This is a genomic window from Mycoplasmopsis synoviae ATCC 25204 (genome assembly GCF_000969765.1).
Taxonomy (GTDB): domain Bacteria; phylum Bacillota_I; class Bacilli_A; order Mycoplasmatales; family Metamycoplasmataceae; genus Mycoplasmopsis; species Mycoplasmopsis synoviae.
Genome location: NZ_CP011096.1, coordinates 719575 through 739364, shown reverse-complemented (window position 1 = coordinate 739364; position 19790 = coordinate 719575). Strand labels below are relative to the sequence as shown.

16 protein-coding genes and 1 tRNA gene are annotated in these 19790 nt (G+C 26.2%); 9 read left to right on the top strand and 8 right to left on the bottom strand.

All coding sequences use genetic code 4. The features are described 5' to 3' along the window. Positions 1-6: 6 nt before the first annotated feature. From VY93_RS03280 to VY93_RS03260, 5 genes are read left to right on the top strand one after another with little or no spacing between them, the layout of a single operon-like run. Positions 7-1137 carry a trigger factor-related chaperone gene (locus VY93_RS03280; RefSeq protein WP_020003121.1) on the top strand — a complete coding sequence of 377 codons (1131 nt, stop codon included), beginning with the start codon at positions 7-9 and terminating at the stop codon, positions 1135-1137. Between the two features lie 40 nt (positions 1138-1177). Continuing rightward, on the top strand, positions 1178-2185 hold the full coding sequence (gene lgt / locus VY93_RS03275) for a prolipoprotein diacylglyceryl transferase (protein ID WP_020003120.1): 1008 nt from the start codon (positions 1178-1180) through the stop codon (positions 2183-2185). A 2-nt stretch (positions 2186-2187) separates the two neighbouring features. After that, on the top strand, positions 2188-3117 hold the full coding sequence (locus VY93_RS03270; RefSeq protein ID WP_020003119.1) for an NAD(P)/FAD-dependent oxidoreductase: 930 nt from the start codon (positions 2188-2190) through the stop codon (positions 3115-3117). Between the two features lie 21 nt (positions 3118-3138). Continuing rightward, positions 3139-4050, top strand: coding sequence for an RluA family pseudouridine synthase (locus VY93_RS03265; protein WP_020003118.1), 912 nt, complete (start codon positions 3139-3141; stop codon positions 4048-4050). 29 nt (positions 4051-4079) lie between these two features. Continuing rightward, a complete protein-coding gene (locus VY93_RS03260) occupies positions 4080-4994 on the top strand; it encodes a hypothetical protein (RefSeq protein WP_020003117.1) in 915 nt (304 codons plus the stop codon). 131 nt (positions 4995-5125) lie between these two features. On the opposite strand, the gene VY93_RS03255 is transcribed toward VY93_RS03260, so the two are convergent. After that, positions 5126-5201, bottom strand: a tRNA-Thr gene (locus tag VY93_RS03255). Positions 5202-5300: 99 nt separating this feature from the next. On the opposite strand from VY93_RS03255, the gene VY93_RS03250 reads away from it, so the two are divergent. Genes VY93_RS03250 through serS form a run of 3 tightly spaced genes read left to right on the top strand, consistent with a single transcriptional unit; the run spans position 5301 to position 9658 of the window. Then, the gene (locus VY93_RS03250; protein WP_020003116.1) at positions 5301-6419 is read left to right on the top strand and encodes a DnaJ C-terminal domain-containing protein; all 1119 of its coding nucleotides are present in this window, start codon (positions 5301-5303) and stop codon (positions 6417-6419) included. A gap of 46 nt (positions 6420-6465) precedes the next feature. Next, entirely contained in the window at positions 6466-8391 is a 1926-nt protein-coding gene (locus VY93_RS03245) for a DNA gyrase/topoisomerase IV subunit B (protein ID WP_020003115.1), read from the top strand. A gap of 1 nt (position 8392) precedes the next feature. Continuing rightward, on the top strand, positions 8393-9658 hold the full coding sequence (serS, locus tag VY93_RS03240) for a serine--tRNA ligase (RefSeq protein ID WP_020003114.1): 1266 nt from the start codon (positions 8393-8395) through the stop codon (positions 9656-9658). A 122-nt stretch (positions 9659-9780) separates the two neighbouring features. Here serS and VY93_RS04415 read toward each other — a convergent pair whose 3' ends face one another. Then, positions 9781-9903, bottom strand: coding sequence for a hypothetical protein (locus VY93_RS04415; protein ID WP_258454414.1), 123 nt, complete (start codon positions 9901-9903; stop codon positions 9781-9783). A 216-nt stretch (positions 9904-10119) separates the two neighbouring features. After that, complete coding sequence (locus VY93_RS03235) at positions 10120-11838, bottom strand: C1 family peptidase (RefSeq protein WP_020003112.1); 1719 nt, start codon at positions 11836-11838, stop codon at positions 10120-10122. 305 nt (positions 11839-12143) lie between these two features. On the opposite strand from VY93_RS03235, the gene VY93_RS03225 reads away from it, so the two are divergent. Further along, positions 12144-13802, top strand: a complete 1659-nt coding sequence (locus VY93_RS03225; protein WP_117274835.1) for an IS1634 family transposase — start codon at positions 12144-12146, stop codon at positions 13800-13802. 30 nt (positions 13803-13832) lie between these two features. On the opposite strand, the gene VY93_RS03220 is transcribed toward VY93_RS03225, so the two are convergent. From VY93_RS03220 to cas9 (VY93_RS03200), 5 genes are all read right to left on the bottom strand, one after another. Further along, positions 13833-14597, bottom strand: coding sequence for a hypothetical protein (locus VY93_RS03220; protein ID WP_020002867.1), 765 nt, complete (start codon positions 14595-14597; stop codon positions 13833-13835). Continuing rightward, positions 14597-14902, bottom strand: coding sequence for a CRISPR-associated endonuclease Cas2 (cas2, locus tag VY93_RS03215; RefSeq protein ID WP_020002866.1), 306 nt, complete (start codon positions 14900-14902; stop codon positions 14597-14599). Before cas2 ends, VY93_RS03220 begins: the two co-directional genes overlap by 1 nt. A 4-nt stretch (positions 14903-14906) precedes the next feature. Next, on the bottom strand, positions 14907-15794 hold the full coding sequence (cas1, locus tag VY93_RS03210; RefSeq protein WP_020002865.1) for a type II CRISPR-associated endonuclease Cas1: 888 nt from the start codon (positions 15792-15794) through the stop codon (positions 14907-14909). Between the two features lie 156 nt (positions 15795-15950). Further along, on the bottom strand, positions 15951-19139 hold the full coding sequence (cas9, locus tag VY93_RS03205) for a type II CRISPR RNA-guided endonuclease Cas9 (RefSeq protein WP_334198894.1): 3189 nt from the start codon (positions 19137-19139) through the stop codon (positions 15951-15953). A 5-nt stretch (positions 19140-19144) separates the two neighbouring features. Continuing rightward, positions 19145-19750 carry a type II CRISPR RNA-guided endonuclease Cas9 gene (gene cas9, locus VY93_RS03200; protein WP_026365158.1) on the bottom strand — a complete coding sequence of 202 codons (606 nt, stop codon included), beginning with the start codon at positions 19748-19750 and terminating at the stop codon, positions 19145-19147. Positions 19751-19790: the final 40 nt, after the last annotated feature.

Below are 19790 nucleotides of genomic sequence, written 5' to 3'. Positions count from 1 at the left end.
GAACATATGAAATTTTTTAGCGAAACAGTTAAATTAGAAAAAAACAAATGACTAGAGGCTCAAAGAGATTCTCTTGCTGCTTTAGAAGAAATTAAAAAAAAGCAACCAAGTCTTACAATAAATCAAAGTGAAATTTTAGATTTTGCATTTATGAATTTATCTCTTCAAATGACAGATGAACATTGAAAACAAAAATTAGATTCAAATCCAAATTTTGTAGTTTATAAACCTTTACTGCAAAATCACAAAAAGACAGTAGATTCACTTGAAGTGGAATACAAAACATATTATCTAGATGATCTAGAAAAATTTAGCTTTGACGATAGCTATAAATCAGAATTAAAGGTAGAAAGTAATTATGAAGAACTTCTTCAAGATTACATTGAAAAATTTATTCAAAACTACGAATTTCACTTACCTAAAAAAGATGCGCCAGTAGCAGCTGGTGATTATTGTAAAGTTGTCTTTTATCAAAAAGAAGAACAAAAAACCTCAGAACGTCCTGTATTTGTCTACGCTGGCAAAAGTAAAGACCAGTTAGCTTTTGAAATTCTTTCACTAGAATTAAACAAACCTAAAGCAATAGATTTTTACGGGCTAAAAGGTTACGTTGAAGTATTGGAAGCATTTGAAGTTAAACATATGCCAATTACTGAAGAAAACGTAAAACTTTTAAATTTACCATTTGCACAAACTTTAGCTGATTTAAAAAATGCAGTTTACAAACAAGTTAGAGAAAACATTGTTGCAAATTGTTTATATTACTACGGAAATGATGCGCTAAATTTCTATACATTAAATAACAAAGATATTGCAAAAATAGAATTTGAAAAAGATTTAGAAGCTGCTACTAGACAAATGGATCAAAGTAAAAATCCTAACTTTGCAAACTACACTCTTAAAAAATTTAGTGTTGAAGTAATGCTTAGACAAAAATGAAATATCGATGTAACCGAAGAAGAGCTTCACGCAGAGCTGCAAATTGTTAATTCTTTTATTAATCCGCCAAAAAATAGTAGCGTTAACTGACCACGTCTATATCACGTAGTATTTTGTAAAAAATTAGGACTTCGTCTGTTAAAGAAAAACTTCCCAGAAGTTTACAATGAGCATAAAGAATTCGTCAGAGTTTCTTAATAATTTTGGTATTATTTAAAAACTAAAAATAAGGAGAAAAATGAACAACCTAAAAGCACCTGCATATGTTTTTGATACCGCCTTCCCAGAAGGTGCATCAACTATTTTATTTAAAATTGGTTCATATGAATTTCACCTTTATTCTTTAATGCTTATGCTTGGAATATTGTGTTCTATTTTAACTATTATTTTCTTTTGAAATAGAGCAAAAATTAGTTCTGATATTTTAATTGTTTTTATAATGATAACCATTCCAACTTCGCTAATTGGAGCTCGTCTTGGTTTTGTTTTTGAGTCATTAATTTATCACCCAGAAACGCTTCAAGTTTCTAAATGGTATGCAATCTGAAACGGAGGACTTTCAATTCAGGGGGGAGTTCTTCTAGCAATGATAGCCGACGTTATATATGCATATAGAATTAGATTAAAAATTGATATGCGTAAAGTAGCTAGCATTATAATTCCAACTATTTTAATTGGGCAATTTGTTGGTCGTTGAGGAAACTACGTAAACCATGAAGTTTATGGAAAAATCGACTGAGATGGACATTCTGTTTTAATTTTTGGAAAAGACTTTGCTAGAAATATGTATATCTCAGATACATATTCAGCATCACTAGGACTTCAAGGAGCTTATAGATATCCATTATTTTTATATGAAGCTCTACTTAACTTAGCTGGATATTTATTAATTGTTTGAGTGTTTAATTTATTTGGGCTATTTAAACCTGGAGTTACTTCAGGAATGTATCTAGCTTGATATGGAGTGGTTCGTCTAGCGATGGAGCCTCTTCGTCAAGAAGCATTTTTATTCTATTCACTATTAGCGATATTTTTCACTTTAACTGGACTAGTTATAATGGTTTATTACCAGTTTTTTAATAGAGTTAAATACTATAAAATCAAGCGTAAATATTACTATGATTATTTAATGGTTGATTTGGTAAAATATAACCAGTGAGTGCAAAAAACATCATATAGTGCCCTTTTTTATGCTGTTTTTTCATTTTTTCAAAAAAACGTAACAAGAAAGCTAATTAAAAAATAATAATGCAAAACGAAAAATACGATTTATTAATCATCGGTAGCGGACCTGCTGGATTAAACGCTGCTTTATATGCTTCAAGAGCAAATTTAAAAGTAGGATTTGTCGAAAAAGGAGCTCCAGGTGGAAAGCTTTCAACTACATCAAAAGTTGAAAACTGACTTGGAACAAAAATGATTGATGGAGCTGCGCTAGCCTTAGAATTCTTTGATCACGCTCAAGCTTATGGAGCGCAGTATATCTACGGAGAAGTTGCTTCTATTAAATCTCATTCACTATTTGACAAAGAAGTTCTTTTAAAAGATGGAAAAGTTTTAAAAGCTAAAACTATATTAATAGCTACCGGAATGGTTAATAGAGTTCCTACTTTTATTAAAAATATTGATAGTTTTTTAAATAGAGGCGTGAGTTTTTGTGCTATTTGTGATGGACCATTATATGGTAAAAACCCAACTATAGTTCTTGGTGGTGGAAATTCTGCCGTTGAAGAAAGCGCTTATCTTTCAAAGATTGCATCTGAAGTTCATTTAGTTGTTAAAGAAGCTAGCTTTAGAGCAGAGCCTAGCCTTGTTGATGATCTTAAAAAACTTCCAAATGTTCACATTTACATGGAAAGTGAAATTAAAGAACTAAGAGGTGAGTCTAATTTAAAATCAGCAATAATAGTTGATAAAAATGGAGTCGAAAAAGAAATTAAAGTAGCTTCATTTTTCCCTTATATTGGATTTATTCCAGCAGCAGATTTTGCTAAAGAATTAAATATTTTAGACGATAAAGGCTTTATTCCTACTAACGAATCAATGGAAACTAGCGTTAGAGGAATTTTCGCCGCAGGTGACATTAGAAGCAAGGAAATTCGTCAAATTATAACCGCAGCAAGTGAAGGTGCTATGGCTGCTAAAAAAATTTCAGACTTATTAAATTCAAGCAATTAATTTGCTTGTTTTTTTAAAATTATGCTTAATTTAACAGTAACTTATAAAGATCGAATCGATAAATATATTGCCTCTAATTCTAGCCTATCTAGAGCCGATATCCAAGAATTAATTAAATCAAAGGCCGTTTTTGTAAATAATGGTCTAGTATGCAAACCTAGCTATATTGTTCATCCGCCGCAAGAGATAAAAATAATAAGGCTTTTAGATAAAACTCCTAAAATTGAAGCGCAAAATATCAAACTAGATATCATCTATGAAGACGATCATTTAGTCATAATCGATAAACCTAGCGGATTAATAGTTCATCCATCACCTACGCATTATGAAAATACTTTAGCTAATGGACTTCTTTATCATTTTAAAAATAATCTAAGTGATACTAATGGCCTTTTAAGACCGGGAATAGTTCATAGAATCGATAAAGACACCAGCGGACTACTTATCGTTACCAAAACTAACGCAGTGCATATTAAACTTGCTGAAATGTTTAAGAATCATAACATCAAGCGAAGCTATATTGCAATTTGTGATAATTTTTTAACTGATAAAAAATTAAGAATAAATCTTCCAATTGGCCTTGATCCTAAAAACCCACAAAAAAGAAAAGTAACAAACATTAAAGCTAAAGAAGCTATAACTAATGTAGAATTAATTAAAACCTTTTATCATGAAAAGCAACCTAAATCTTTAGTTAAATGTAATTTAGAAACCGGAAGAACTCATCAAATTAGAGTGCATCTAGCTCACATTAATAATCCAATATATGGCGATAATGTATATAATAAAAAAATAGATGACTTTAATCAAAGACTTCACGCTTATAAACTTGAATTTTTTCACCCAATGCTTGAAAAACAAATGACATTTTATAGCAAAGTACCAAGCGAATTTAATATTTGTGAATATGACTTTGAACTTCTAAAAGGTTAATTTGGTAAAATAATTAAAACGGAGATTAAATGTTTTTAGACAAAAATAAAATCCTTAATTACAGCGATGAAAATAAACTTTGAAATGACTATAACAAAGTCTTTTTTCATTATGTTATGTGATTTATCGCTGGATTGTTTTCGCTTTTTTTAGTAGAAGCAATTCAATTACTTCTTTTAGTAGTTTATAAAAATGATATTCTTTTAAGTTTTTATAAATTAGCACAACAGCAAAATCTTTCAAACCAAGAATCTTTCGCAATTCAAAGTTTTAATCAGCAGCTTGGTATTCAAATTTTTACAGCTCTTTTATATCTTGGAATTGCTGTGTATTTTGCATATACAGCCTTTGCCTCAAGAAAACTTAAATCATATTATCATTTATCTTCATTTGTAATTAATACTTTAGCAATTCTAATTATTGTTAAAGTAATAATGCTAGTGGTTTTTACCACAAATAGCAGCGTTGGACCTATAACTGGAACTGAAGTGCCAGCCTTAATTGCAATTTATGTAGTTTCGGTAGTAGCTAGCGTTTTAGTTGGGCTTGTATTCTTGCGTCCTGTTTCACTTATTAAAAAATCATTTGTATTTGCAAGAAGAAGAAACGAATTTATGAAAATGCAAGAGATGTTTAAAAATAGTCAAAGCAATCCAAATGGATTTGATCTTAATGCCTTTTTTAACCATGTTAATAATCAAAATAAAGATCCATATATGAAAAGTCAAGATGAACAAGCTTATCAAGACAATCCATATACTGGACAAAATTATAAAGCTCAAAACGTTAAATCTGAAAAAGATTTAAAAATCGAAAAGCTTTTATCACTTCCAAAAGAACAGCTCCACGAAATGGCCAAAATTTTAAATATTTTCGGTTATGAAAAACTTGACAAAAAAGAGTTAGCTGAAAAAATTTATAATTACACCAAAGACAAAAAATAAAAAGAAAAGCAAGGAACAAAAAACCTTGCTTTTAATTTAATAATACAGAAGAAATTATTTGAGAAATATTAATTATTTTTAATATTTAAGTAAAACTGATCATTAAATTTCAATAAAGAAACATAATGATATGGTGCCATTAACTGGACTTGAACCAGCGACCCCTTCCTTACCATGGAAGTGCTCTACCTGCTGAGCTATAACGGCATTTAGCTTATTTATTTTATCAAAATAAAATTAAAATAAAAAAATAATTTTAAAATAATTTTAGCAAATTATTACTTTATATGCTAAAATTAAAACATTATGTCAAAAAGAGATTATTACGAAGTTTTAGGTGTATCAAAATCAGCTAGCGCAGCTGAAATAAAAACTGCATATCGAAAGCTTGCAAAGCAATATCATCCTGATAAATTAAAAGATGGAACCAGTGATACTAAAATGCAAGAGCTCAATCAAGCTTATGAAGTTTTAAGTGATGAAAATAAAAGAAGAAAATATGATCAATATGGTCATGATGCTGAAAAATACGGTCAAGGATTTGGTGGATTTAGTGGCTTTGAAGGTTTTTCTGGTGGAGATTTTTCAGGCTTTGGTGGATTTGAAGATATCTTTAATATGTTCACCGGAAAAGGATCATCTAGAAGAAATCGTCCTATGCAAGGAGATGATCTAGAAAAAGAAATTGAAATTTCTTTTATAGATTCTATTGTTGGAACTGATTTAAAAATTGAAGCTCAAAAATATAACTTATGTTTATTTTGTAAAGGATCAGGAAATGATTCTTCAGCTACTATGAATACTTGTTCAACCTGTGATGGACATGGTAAGATTCAACGTAATAAATCATCTTTATTTGGAAGCCGCACTTTTGTCTATGAACAATGTCATTCATGTAATGGCTCAGGAAGAGTTTCTTCACAAAAATGTAAGCACTGTAAAGGTCATAAATACCAAAAAGAAATTAAAACCATTAAAATTAATATTCTTCCAGGAACTAAAAACGAATCAGTTGTAAAGCTTAGCGGTTATGGTTCACCTGGATATAATGGTGGCCCAAGTGGGGACTTATACATCGTAATAAGAGTAAGGCCTCATAAGTACTACCAAAGAGTTGAAAACGATTTATATCTTCAACTTCCAGTTTCTTTTTTAGATATATTAAAAGAAAGCACTATTTCAATTCCAACTCCTTGAGGAGAAAAAAGAATAAAACTTTCTAAAAAATATAATAGTGAGAAAACCATTAAAGTTCCTAACGCAGGAATTAAAACTTCAAAAGGTTTTAATGACTTAAAACTAGTTTTAAAAGTTGTAATGCCTGATTTAGATAAAAAAACTACAAAAGAACTCCTTGAAGCTACTAAAAACTTTAAAGATAAAACCAGTAGTGATTTTGTAGCCAGCGTTTTAAAAGCAAAGTAATTTTGCTTTTAATTTTTTTAAATAATAAAATATATAATTAATAAACATGTCAAATAACTTATATACTGCAGAAAGCATTAAAAAACTAAAAGGCCTAGAAGCCGTTAGAAAACGTCCAGGAATGTATATCGGTGGAGCCGATATACATGGACTTCATCATTTAATTGCCGAAATAGTAGATAATTCTATCGATGAAGCTCTAGCTGGATATGCCAGTGAAATCACCGTAACTCTTCATAGCGATTTATCGGTATCGGTTTTTGATAACGGTAGAGGAATACCAGTTGAAAAAGTCAAAGGTGAATCTAAAACTGCTGTAGAGCTAGTTTTCACCGAGCTTCACGCCGGAGGAAAGTTTTCTTCTGATTCATATAAAACCTCAGGAGGACTTCACGGAGTAGGGTCATCTGTAGTTAACGCGCTTTCTAGCAAATTAGAAGTTATTGTTTCAAGAAATGATAAAAGCTATAAAACCGCTTTTATCCAAGACTCAATTGTTGAAAAAACTCATGAAATTCCGCTACAATTTAAAAGAGGAACTTTAGTTAGATTTTGACCTGACTATAAATTCTTTAAAGACGCAAGGCTAAATTTTTCAACTATTGCAGAAAGATTGAAAGAATCATCATTTTTGGTTTCTAATCTAAAAATAACCATCATAGATGAAATTAAAAATCACAAAGAAGTTTATCAAAGTCAAAAAGGTTTAGAAGAATTTTTAGATTTTATAAACGGATCTAAAAGTGTTATATCAAAACCAGTATCTTATAAAGAAACTTTGAAAAATATTGAAGTAGAATTTGCTTTTCAATATAGCGATGATTATTCAAGTATTATTTTATCTTTTGTAAATAACGTTAAAACAATTGATGGCGGAAGCCATGAAGCAGGAATAAAATCTGCCTTTGTAAAAGTTATAAATGACTATGCTTTTAAAGAAGCTTTTATTAAAAAACAAGACCTTTTTGATTTTGAAGATATTAAAGAAGGGCTAAGCCTAATTTTATCTCTAAAAATTCCGGAAAATTTACTTGAATTTGTTGGGCAAACTAAATCAAAATTAGGAACCACAGAAGCAAGGCATATCGTCGAGGAAATAGCAACTAAAAAACTAGAAATTTGATTTTTAGATAATAAAAAAGAAGCTAAAAATATTGTTAATAAAATCAAAAATGCCTACGAGATAAGACTTGAAGAAAGAAAGCGTCGTCAGGAAAATCGTAAGTCTAAAAATATATTAAAAGAAAAATATATTTTAAGCGATAAGCTAACTCCGGCAATGAGTAAAAATCCTTTAGAAAAAGAATTATTTCTAGTCGAAGGAGATTCAGCTGGAGGAAGTGCTAAATCTGGTAGAAATCGTAATTTTCAAGCTATTTTACCATTACGTGGAAAAGTAATTAATAGCGAGAAATCTAAAATGCTTGAGATTTTAGAAAATACTGAAATAGCTACAATTATAAATAGCATCGGAGCTGGTTTTGGCAAAGACTTTGACTCTTCAAAAGCTCAATATAATAAAATAATAATAATGACTGATGCCGATACCGATGGAGCTCATATTCAAATTTTACTTCTTACATTTTTCTATCGCTTTATGAGAAAGTTAATAGAAGATGGCAAAATTTATATAGCGCTAGCGCCTTTATATAAAGTAACTTACAAAAGCAAAAATCAATATTACTATGCTTGAGATGATTCAGAACTTAAAGATATTTTAGAAAAAAATGCTCAATCAAGCTATGAAATTCAAAGATATAAAGGATTAGGTGAAATGAATTCAGATCAACTTTGGGAAACCACTATGAATCCTGAAACTAGAACCTTAATAAAAGCTACAATTAGCGATGCTATATTAGCTGAAAAAAGAGTAAGTACTTTAATGGGTGATAACGTTAAAATTAGAAAAGAATGAATCGATAATAACGTTAACTTTTCAAACGATGATGACTTTTTAGAACAAATAAATTAATATGCTTAATATAAAATACATTTTAGAAAACAAAGAATTAGTTAGAGACAAATTAATTAGCCGTAATTTTGATATTACTGTTTTTGATAATTTTTTAAGCCTAGCCCAAGAACGCGGAAAATTAATGTCAAGCGCGCAAGAGCAAAAATCAAAATTAACCAAACTATCAAAGCAATTTGGAATTTATAAAAACGATTTAGAAAAATTATCATTATTAAAAAAAGAAATTGAAAAAGTTAAATCACTAGAAACACAACTTACTAATCAGGCAAATGAATTAAATTTTAAACTAGATGAAATTTTAGCTACAATTCCTAATTTGCCATTAGATGAAATTCCTTTTGGAAAAGATGAAAACGATAATAAAGTCATTAACGTTTATGAAATAGGAACTAAAAAAGACTTTGAAAAGCCTCACTATGAAATAGCTAGTGAATTAAATATGATCGATATTCCTAGAGCGGTAAAACAATCTGGATCTAGATTTGTAATATATAAAAACGAAGGTTCAAAATTAGTAAGAGCTTTAATTAACTTTATGCTTGATTTACATAAACAAAAAGGCTATGATGAATTTTTAACCCCTTATTTAGTTAGATCAGAAATGCTCTTTGGTACAGGACAGCTTCCTAAATTTAAAGAAGATATGTTTAAGGTTGAAAATAGCGATTTATATTTAATTCCTACCGCTGAAATTACTTTAACTAATTACTATAATAATGAAATCGTTAATTTAGATAAACCTTTTAAAGCCTGCGCTTACACTGAATGCTTTAGATCAGAAGTCGGTTCTAGCGGAAAAGATACCAAAGGAATTATTCGTCAACATCAATTTAAAAAAGTTGAAATTGTAAAAGTTACAACTAAAGATGACGCTATAAAAGAATTTAATTTAATGCTAGAAGATGCTAAAAATGTTTTATTTAAATTAGAAATTCCTTTTAGAGAAGTTCTACTATCAACTGGTGACATGGGATTTTCTTCTAGAAAAACCATAGACTTAGAACTTTGACTTCCAAGCGAGTCAAAATATAGAGAAGTATCTAGCGTTTCTTATATGGGAGATTTCCAAGCTCGTAGAGCTAAAATAAGATACAAAAACCAAGATCAAAAAACTGAATATGCCCACACAATGAATGGTTCAGCTTTAGCTGTAGATAGACTAGTAGCAGCTATAATAGAACAATATTTAGATACTGATGGAAATTTAGTTATTCCTAAAGTTTTAGTTCCATATATGGGCATGAATAAAATTTATAAAAAATAAAAACCACAAAATGTGTGGTTCATATTCTAAGTGGTAATTTGTACCCTACAATATGGAAAATTACCGATTTTTAAAATCTGCTTTTTTTATTTTAATTGTTTGAATTTATAAATTTAAATTTATTATCGAAGTAATTCTAGTGTTATGTTTTTTTGAGCTAGCTTTGCATCATATCCATATTCACTTGAATTATTTTTAATTTCTCTTATTAAAGAAACATCACTAATACCAAGATCTTTAGCCATTTTTCTAAGAGAAAAGTTAAAGTTTTGTAACAAGAATTCTATTTTTCGCGAATATCGTAAGAAATTCGTTTATAATTTTTAAAGGTTTTAAATGAATGCTCTCAAGGTAGCATTTTTCTTTCTTTTTGTAGTGAGTTTTTAATAAAAAAAACTCCCACTTTACAATATGGGAAACAAAATATAGATATAATCATATTTTGTTTCTTAGTTTATAAGTTACTTTTTAACTCTTTTTTTCATTAATTTAACAATAAAGAAAGTTGCCATACCAAAAGTTGCAATTCCGACTAAAGCACCTAAAATACTTCATAAAATAACATTTGTTTTGTTTGTTTTAGGTTTTTTAGAATTATTGTTTTTTGTAACTGAACTTTCATCAGTTGTTGTATTTGAATTAGTTTGCTTTTCTGTTTTAACTGAATTATTTGTTTGTGATTCAGATGTTAGTGTGGCATTGCTTTCTGTTTCAGATGTATTAGATTCTTTTGAAATCGGATTATTTCCTTCATCAGCTGCTATGTCTTTATTTAATTCAGTAATTGGCATTTCAAGAGTATGAGCTTTAATTCCGAATACAACATAACCGTTTTTGCTATTTACTCATTCATTTTTGTATTTATAAAAACTCAAAATTTCTCTAGTTTCTCCACTTGCCATCAAATCAACGTTTTTTTCGCCTTCATTAGTAACATCCACTATGATTGAAAAATATTGACCTTTGTTTAAAATGATTTCTTTATCTAAATCAATTGTATAAAATCCTTTTTCACCAGAATTTGGAATTTGAACTGTTTGAGTTAATTTTAGTTCACCATCTTCCGGATTAGACATTAAAGAATCTTTAACATAAATTTTGATTTTGGCGGTAATATTTAGTCCTCTAAGCGCAAAATTAATTGATTTTAATTTTTCTACAACTTCATCATTTGCTTTTTTAACTGGAAAAATATTTGCCATTGTTCTTTCTTTAGTATCAAGAGTTGCAAATAAAGAAAATGAGTTTTTTGTATCATAATAATAAGTATTTTTATATGCATCATTTTTTTCTACTTCAACTGCCATTACTTCATGAATTAAATCTAATGAATCGTATGAAAGTATAAAGTATCCCTGAGAATGCATTTTAGTTCCTCAACTGTTTTTAACAATAAATCCACCTCTTCGAGTTGGTCTTTCGGGCCCAAAATTAGATTCATAATAAGTATCATCTCAACCAACAATAACTGAAGCATGATTTTTGATATTTTTTTGATTAGCAGATTTATTTACAATACTGGAATTTGGTTCATTATATCAAATAGTTTTAGGATGTAAATTCATCGCATTAAAAGAATAAGCAAATCCAACAGAACCATATTTGGCAATCGCTAATTTAATATCTTCAACAGTAGGATTAACTTTTACAGCATTTTTAATTTTAGCAATTGTGGGATTATCAAATTTAGGAAACTCACTTTGATTAGTTTGAAAGATTGGAGATGTGTTTCTCATTAAACCTGTAAATGCGTGAGATAAATAATTTCCTTCACCGAAAATTCCTCCTCATTGCTGAGCATCGGAATTTAAATTTAATTTATCTGCATTATGATTTCAACTATTACTTACATAATCAATTGCATGTTCATCAATATCTAAAGAATTTTTGGTGTAATTACCTATATTATTTTTTAACATATTAGTTTCTAACATCGAAGCAATTGTATATGCTCAACAAAGACTTTCAGTACCTTGATGTTTAACACTAGTAACCAAATTGTAATCTCTTGCATCAAAGAACTCCATTTTTGCAATTTCTTCTGCACTTTTATTTTTAAAAAAATCTAATTTTGGTGCATTAGAATTAACTGATGTGGTTGCACTTATTGTGCTAAAAGGTATTAATAAACCGGGACTAACTAATAAACTAGTTAATATTTTTTTATTTTTCAATCTCATATATATTTATTATAAATAAATATTTGCCTTTTTATCGATAAAATCAATAAAAACTGGAAAATGACACACTTAAAAATTTAACTATTCATTATCTATCAAATTTAATGTAAATTAAAATAAAAAATATATTGCACTTTTTTCAAATATTGAGATTACAAAAAAACAAATACACCTTCCTAACTTTAACACTTTTATTATTTTTGAGACTTTTTGAATTTCTTAATATATTTATATATTAAGAAATTTTTATTTTTTTCTTACATATATAGTAAATATATGGTATAATATAGTAAAAAGAACAAATTATGGCATCAGTACAAATTATTAAAAAGAATAAAACGCAATATGTAAGAATTGTGGAATCATATTGAGACAAAGAAGTTAAAAAACCCAAAATAAGAGAAGTTAAGTTTCTAGGAAAATTAGAAGATCTTACAAAAGATAATCCAAACTTTATTGAAGAATTAAAAGAATCTGTCAGTTCAAAGAAAAATAAAAAACAAAAAGATAGAAATGAACAAATTTTACAGATTATGAATTCGTTGAACTTGGACAAATTTAAAGGGACACAAATCAAAGGTTATGGAAATTTAGTTTATGAAGAAATTATGAATTATCTTGAATTACCAAGTTTCTTAACTGATTTACAAAAGAAAAATAGTAGATCAAAATATGACCTAGCATCAATTACAAAAATACTGATTTTAACAAGAATTTTAGAACCATCATCTAAACGAAGTTCAGTTGAAAAAATTAAAAAATATTGATACGAATTTAATGATAGTTTAAAAGATGTTTATCGATCTCTTGAGTTTTTACAAGATAAAAAAGTAGAAATTTTAAGCTATTTAAATGAACAATTTGTAGAAAAAATCAATAGAAATTTAACTTTTTGTTTTTATGATGTAACAACTGTTTATTTTGAAAGTTTTTTACCGGACGAATTTAGAAAATTTGGCTTTTCAAAAGATAATAAAGTTAACCAAACACAAGTAGTGTTAGGTCTTTTGATTGATGATATGGGAATACCAATTTATTACGATTTATTTCCTGGAAACACTTCTGATTTCTTAACTTTAAAACCTGTTTTAGAGAATATAAAAAAGGATTTAGGTATAGAGAAAATCACTATTGTTGCAGATAGAGTTTTAAACTCAAAAAGTAACTTATTAGCCATAAAAGAAGCAGGATATGACTACATTATGGCCTACAAAATCAAAGGTAAAGAAAATAAAATCGAAGGAATTTATGATCTTGAAATATATAAAATGATGTATGAAGAATTTGGTGTGAAAAAACAAGATCACAAAGAGTTTTTTAAATCAAATAATACTTTCTATGAAATTGATAACAAACTCATTTTAACTTTCTCAAGAAAGAGACAAAGAAGAGATAAAAAAGATCGTGAAAGACTCATTAAAAAAGCTGAAAAATTACTCAATTTATCAGCTATAAAATCAGAAATGAAAAAAGGTGGTAAGAAGTATTTAAAATTTACAGCTAACGAAGTTGAATTAGATCATCAAGCCATTTTAAAAGATGAAACTGCAGATGGTTTTTACGGAATTTTAACATCTCATGAAGATATGGATGAAAAGGAAATTATTAAGCAATATTCAAAACTTTGAAAAATTGAAGAAAGTTTTAGAGTAATGAAAACAAACTTTGAACTAAGACCTATTTTTCTTTCGAGAGAAAAGACAATTAAAGGGCATTTTTTAATTTGTTTTCTTGCACTCACAATCCAAAGATATTTAGAATTTGTTCTTGATTGCTGTGGTTATCCAATGCCTACAAACAAAATAATTGATGCAATTAAAAATCAAAAATTATCAATTATCCCAGAAATTAATACTTATATTAAAACAGAAGAATCTGAAGATTTCAAAACTATTTTAAAAGTTCTTGGAATTAAACCAATTGAGACTATTGGTAAATATGAAGATATTAAATTTACTATATAGGAATTGTATTATAAAAAACTACGAATAGCTCTATATTGTAGGGTTATTCGTAGTTTTAAGTTTTAATAGTGTCAAAGTTAGGAAAAAAGTCAAATTTTCAATATTTCTTATAGAATCTTGAAAAATTTCTTCTAAAAAATATTCAAATGAATCTTTTTCTTCAATTGAAACAATTCTATTTAGATCTTCATTTGTAAAAGCAACGCTTTCTATATAATCAAAATTATTTATATGTTTAAAGAAATCATTAGTTAAAACAATAATATTAAAATTATTTGAAAACTTAATTAATTCATTTATTAAAACAAAATCAAAATTTTTAATAATTAAATTTATTTTTTGATTATTATATTTTTGATTTTCCATTCATTTTATTAAAGATTTATTATCAATAAATTTATCGTTTTCTAAATTAAATAAATATTTTAAATATTTAGAATTATTTTCTTCAATAGATACAAATTCAAAACCTATTTTATTGTTTAATAAATTTTTAATTTCTAAAACTAATTTTTCATTTGCAATTTTTTGATTTTCAAAATCTAAATCATTAATTCATTGATTTAATAAACCTTTGCTATTGAAATTATATAAATCATGATATTTTGTTAAATTATCAATAATAATAAAATCTTTAATCGAATATTTATTGTTATTAATATTTATTGAAGATTGATTTTCTGCATGTTCAAATTCAAATAGTTTTCTAATAAACAAATCCGAATTATTAGTTTCTATGCAAACAATGCCATTATAGTTTTTAACAAAGCCTTTTAAATTTAAAAATTGAATCATTAAAGCTCTATATATTTATCCCTTTCATTATAAATTTCATTTAAAGATTTTTCGCCACTTAAAATTATCATGTTTTGATATTGATTTTCTGTTAAAAGAAGAATCCTTATATTTGCTCTATTTGGTATTTTAGAACTCAGTTTTTTTATTTCTGAATCGAATTGTGTGTGAACAGAAATATTTTTGCAGTAAACAGAATATTGAATCATGAAATAACCAAGAGATAAAATGTGTTTTTTAAAATTGGTGTATTCTTTGTTTTTTTCATCAACGCTATAAATATCGTACATTAATATAATTCTCATATATCTATTTTTTGTTTCAGTCAATTTCTAAACTTTCAAAATTAAAATCTTTATTTATAAAATTTTCTATTAATTTGCATATATATTCATTTACAGAAATGGGACTTTTATTTAATAATATTTTTTCTTCAAAAATTAAAAAAACTTTTTTCTTAAAATTAATAAAATCGTAATTTTTTTCAATAATTAACAATTCATAAACTAATTTATCTATTAAAAATCTAAAAGGTTCCATTAAATCAGTTGCTAAAGCAAAATGATTATTAAAACTTTTGTGAAAAACCCCAATTCTATTGTCGTAGCCTTTTTTTACTAAATTTCTAGATACATAAGTCATTAAAATTGTGTATCCATAGTTTAAAAATTTATTAATTTCGTTTTCCTTGTCGCTTCTATTAAAAGTGCTTCCGTACAAATTCTTAAAAGTTAATTTTGCAATATGTCCTTCCATTGAATTTTTATCACCTGGAGTTATTTTTTTGTAATAGAAATTAAATTTTTCTACATCTTCTTTATTGAGTAAACCAAAAAAATAAATTAAATTAACATAATTTGTAGTTTTAAGTTTAATTATTTTTTCTCAAGTTTTATCTTTGAATTCTTGTGTTCAATTTATTTGAGACAAAAAATTTTTATTTGAATAATAACCGCTTATGCTAAGTAATTGTACATTTGGTTCAAAATCTTTATTACAAATAATTAAGTTAATGTTATTACTTACTATAGCGTTTATTAATGGTACAGAAATTGTGCAATAAGGATTGGAAATTAAAATAGTATCTATATCTGACAATGGTAAAACAATTTTGTTGTTTTCTTTTTTTACAATTAAAGAATTTAAATGAAAAAATAAGTATTCTGTTTCTTTTATTTCAACAACTTTTTTTGCCATAATTTTTGTATAAAAAAAACCGAGTTACCTCGGCGTTTACGGCAGCTTATATAAGTGCATTATTGCATCTTACATAAGCGCCTTATTTTGGAATCGTACAATTATTTTGTTAAGTAAGTAATATATACGATAACATTATACAACAAAAAAATAAATTTAATTATTATTTTCTAATTTTTTAGTTCAGTTTAAATTGATCCCTAATGGATTTACATGTTCAATAATTTTATACTCATCAGGATTTGTTATTTTTTTCATTGAAACATATTTACATTTATCCATTTTTTTGTTAATTAATTTTATTTCCGCTTCTAAAGATGAAGATCTTAGTGTGCTAATATAGTATATTTGTTGATCTTTAAAATTTAATAATAATGCACTTGGTTTTACAAATTTTACAAATTCAATTTCATTAATTGAATTTAATTTTTTATTTTCCGGACGTTTTAAATTTATTTCATTCAATAGTTTTTCTTTATTATATGAATCAAAATCAAAAATATCTTTATCTTTATCACCAAAATGAATAACTCTAGAGTTAATTGGAACAAAAATACTTTCTTCTAAATCATTTTTATTTTTTAATCAAATAAAGCCAACACATTTATAGCTTTCATAAAAAGATTTAGTTTGATTTTTTGAATCCTTATGTACAGCTTGTTTATTTTTTAATGTAGCATCTTCTCTAAAAAACTTTAAATTTTTGATTTTTATAACTTTTTTCGGATCATTATGTTTAATAGCATCAAAAGTTAAAATTAATGAATTTTCTTTTTTACATTTATTTATAAAATCTTGGCTGAAAAATTCTGAAAATTTACTTGGTAAACTATCCATATATTTATTTAAAGCATTAATATCGCTTTTGCTATCTTTAAATTCTTCATTTTCTAAAATTTGTAAAATCTCATCAACTATATATTTTTCAGTTAATATACGTTTTCTTGAACCGTTTTTAATTTTTTTGTTTTTCTCGCTTTCTTGGTTTAAATCTTCAAGAATAAATTTTCTTAAATCTTTTCTAGAAAATAAATTAACCTTTTCTAATTTGTAAAAATTGTTCTCAAATTCTTTTACACCGTATAGTGTTTCGTTAAATAACTGGGTATTTAATTTAGTATTTGCTTTTCTAGAATATCTAACTTGATTTTGGAAATCAACATTATTTAAAACATTTTTAATTTCTATTGCATTTTCTCTAATTTTTAAAAAATTATGTTGATCTTTTCAATAATCTTTATCAGCTTTTTTAACTTCACCGGTTTCTTTATTTATTAAATAAACACCATCTTCTCTTCTTTGAACATCATAACTCTCATAAACTCTTAATTTGTTGTATAGCGTTTTTGTTAATAAAGAAAAAATGGCAATTATACTTGCATCTACTGCATGATGAAAAAATTGATTTCTATCTTTTTTTCAAAAATTAAATCTATAAACTTGTTCTTCATTTTTTCTTCACATACTTTTTCTTAAAAATGAAGTTATAGAACCGTTCATGCATACAACCTTAAATAATTTATTTTCATCATCTTTAGAGTGATGTTTAGAATAATTGTTTAATTGATCTCTAAATACCTTTGTTGCATAACGAGTATCATTTAAATTTCTCGCTAAAAAACCTAGATCTTTATATGGATCAAAAAGTTTTTTTGTTATGTTTTTAAATTTTAAATTAGGTTTTTTGTTTTTGAAAATTGAATTTTTTTCAGAATTATCTTTTGATTCTTTATCTGATTTTTGAACTAAATAAATTCTTTTAGCTCATGCTACGAATTTATTTCATTTAGCTTCTGGGTCTGATTCATTTTGATAATATTCTCAAACTGTTTTATTTTTTTTCAATTGGTTTGTTGACTTTTTGACTAATAATTTATTAAATCAAGAATCATCTGCTGATTTACTATAAGGAATTACATGGTCAATTTCTGTTTCATCTTCAATTTCATTAATTTTTATATCAAGTTGAGTATAGGGATCTTTTCTGTCTTGTTCGAATCAAAGAAAAAGTTTATTTCTAAAAACAACAGAATTTTCTATTTTATCTATAAATTTCTTCTTAGTAAAATCGTCAAACTTTTCAGTTTGATCAAGCTTTTCTTTTAATATTTTTATATTAGAGTTAGTAGCGTTATTTAATAATTTTTCTAAGTTAGGTTTAGTTAATTCTCTAGCCATTTCTATAACAACTTGACTTATTTCATACTTTTTCCCAAAATTTTTAATAATTTGGTTAAAAATTTTAATTGCTTGCAGTACGCTAGTTTTAACAGATAATGGAACTAATGCTTCTTTTAAAAAATTATCTTTTAAATATTTTTGATTTTGTTGAGCTTTTAATTCGGCTTTTTCGGTTCGTTTTTTTAATTCTTCATTACTATGTTTTAAAGATTCGTAGTTTTTTCCTTCATTATTACTTAATAAAAGTGGAATTATATGGTTAAAAGCTTTTTTAGAAAGGCTATGAGTTTTAGAAAATGATTCAAACTTTTCTTGGTCTGTTATTTCAAAAATATCTTCAACATTTTCTATAATTTCCAAATTATTATTTTTAATTTTTGGATAAAGTTCTTTTAGTAATTTTTTGAATCATTCATTTCTTTCTTTTAAATCAGAAGAATATGAAATAGCTAGATATATGGAATCTAAAAAATATAAAATTTCTGTGTTTTCTAACCCAAGAAGATAGTTCAAATCTAATTTTTTTTCTTTTAAAAACTTAATAAATACATATAAAGGTTTTAAACTAGAAAATTCTAAAGCAGCATCTGCAGTTGCATTTGATTTTTCGTAATATTTAACACCTTTTAAACCTAAAACTGTATCGTTTTCTAAATCTCTATTTTTTAAAATTTCTTCATTTAAATTGAAGTTTTCTAAAGCAAAATTTAATAAATATTTTTTTATTTTATCTTGAAGATTTTTATTAAATTTTTTATCAGAATATGTTTTGTTTTTTCAATTAAATAATTCTGCAAATACAAATTTTAAAATTTCGCTTTTTTGTTCAGCATTTAATCATCAATTTTTAAATTCTGTAAATTCGTTTTTTATTGTGCATATTTCATTTTGTAAATTAAAAATTAATGCAGAAGGTAAGTTCTTTGGTGCTCTAATTTCTTCTTCAAATAAAGAACATTTTCCTATTGTCTTATCTCATATATTTGAGTAATCTTTAAACTTATTTGTTTCTGGATCAATATCCGTTGAAAACACACCGTAAGCTGTACGACTATTTTTTGATCCTGGCCCTTTATTAAAAGGTCTTACATAATTAAATATTTTTAAATATTCTTCTTTAAAACTTTCAGTTAAATAACTTTGATTCTCGAAAACTTTTACAATTTCATTTATTCATTGTTTATTTGAAAAAATAAACTCTTCTGATTTTTTTTTGCATCGCTTTCTTCTTCATCTTTTTCTTTTGCTTTGTCTTTTTTATTATCTAATTTAACACTTCCTCTGAAAAAGCCGTACTTTTCATAATGCTCATGTAATTTTTTAGATGGAAAAGAATTAGATACAAATTCATCAGTTAATTTTTCATTTTTATAGAAGTAACCTCTATTTTGTAAATAGTCACGAAGAACTCAAACTAATTCAGATGGTTTTATTTCTTCTTTTAATGCATTTATTTTTAACTTTAGAATATTTCTATATTTACTTGACTGATCTTTATAAACATTTAATATTTGATTTCTACTTTGCAATCCAAAAATTTCTGCATTTTTTAAAATTAATTTATGAAACTTTTCTCTTTTAAATTTTTTTCTTCTTAAAAGCCTTCTTGTTGTTCTTTTTGCTCTTCTATAATCTGCTTTTTCTGGCTCAGAAAATAACCTTACTCCAAGGTCTATAACTTCTTTTGTTTCTGCGTTTACGATTGATCAACCTACAGATGCAACTCCTAGGTCAAAACCAATAACAATTTTTTCTTTGTTGTTGTTGTTTTCCATGTATCTCCTAATATTTTAGTATTACTTTTATTTTAAATAA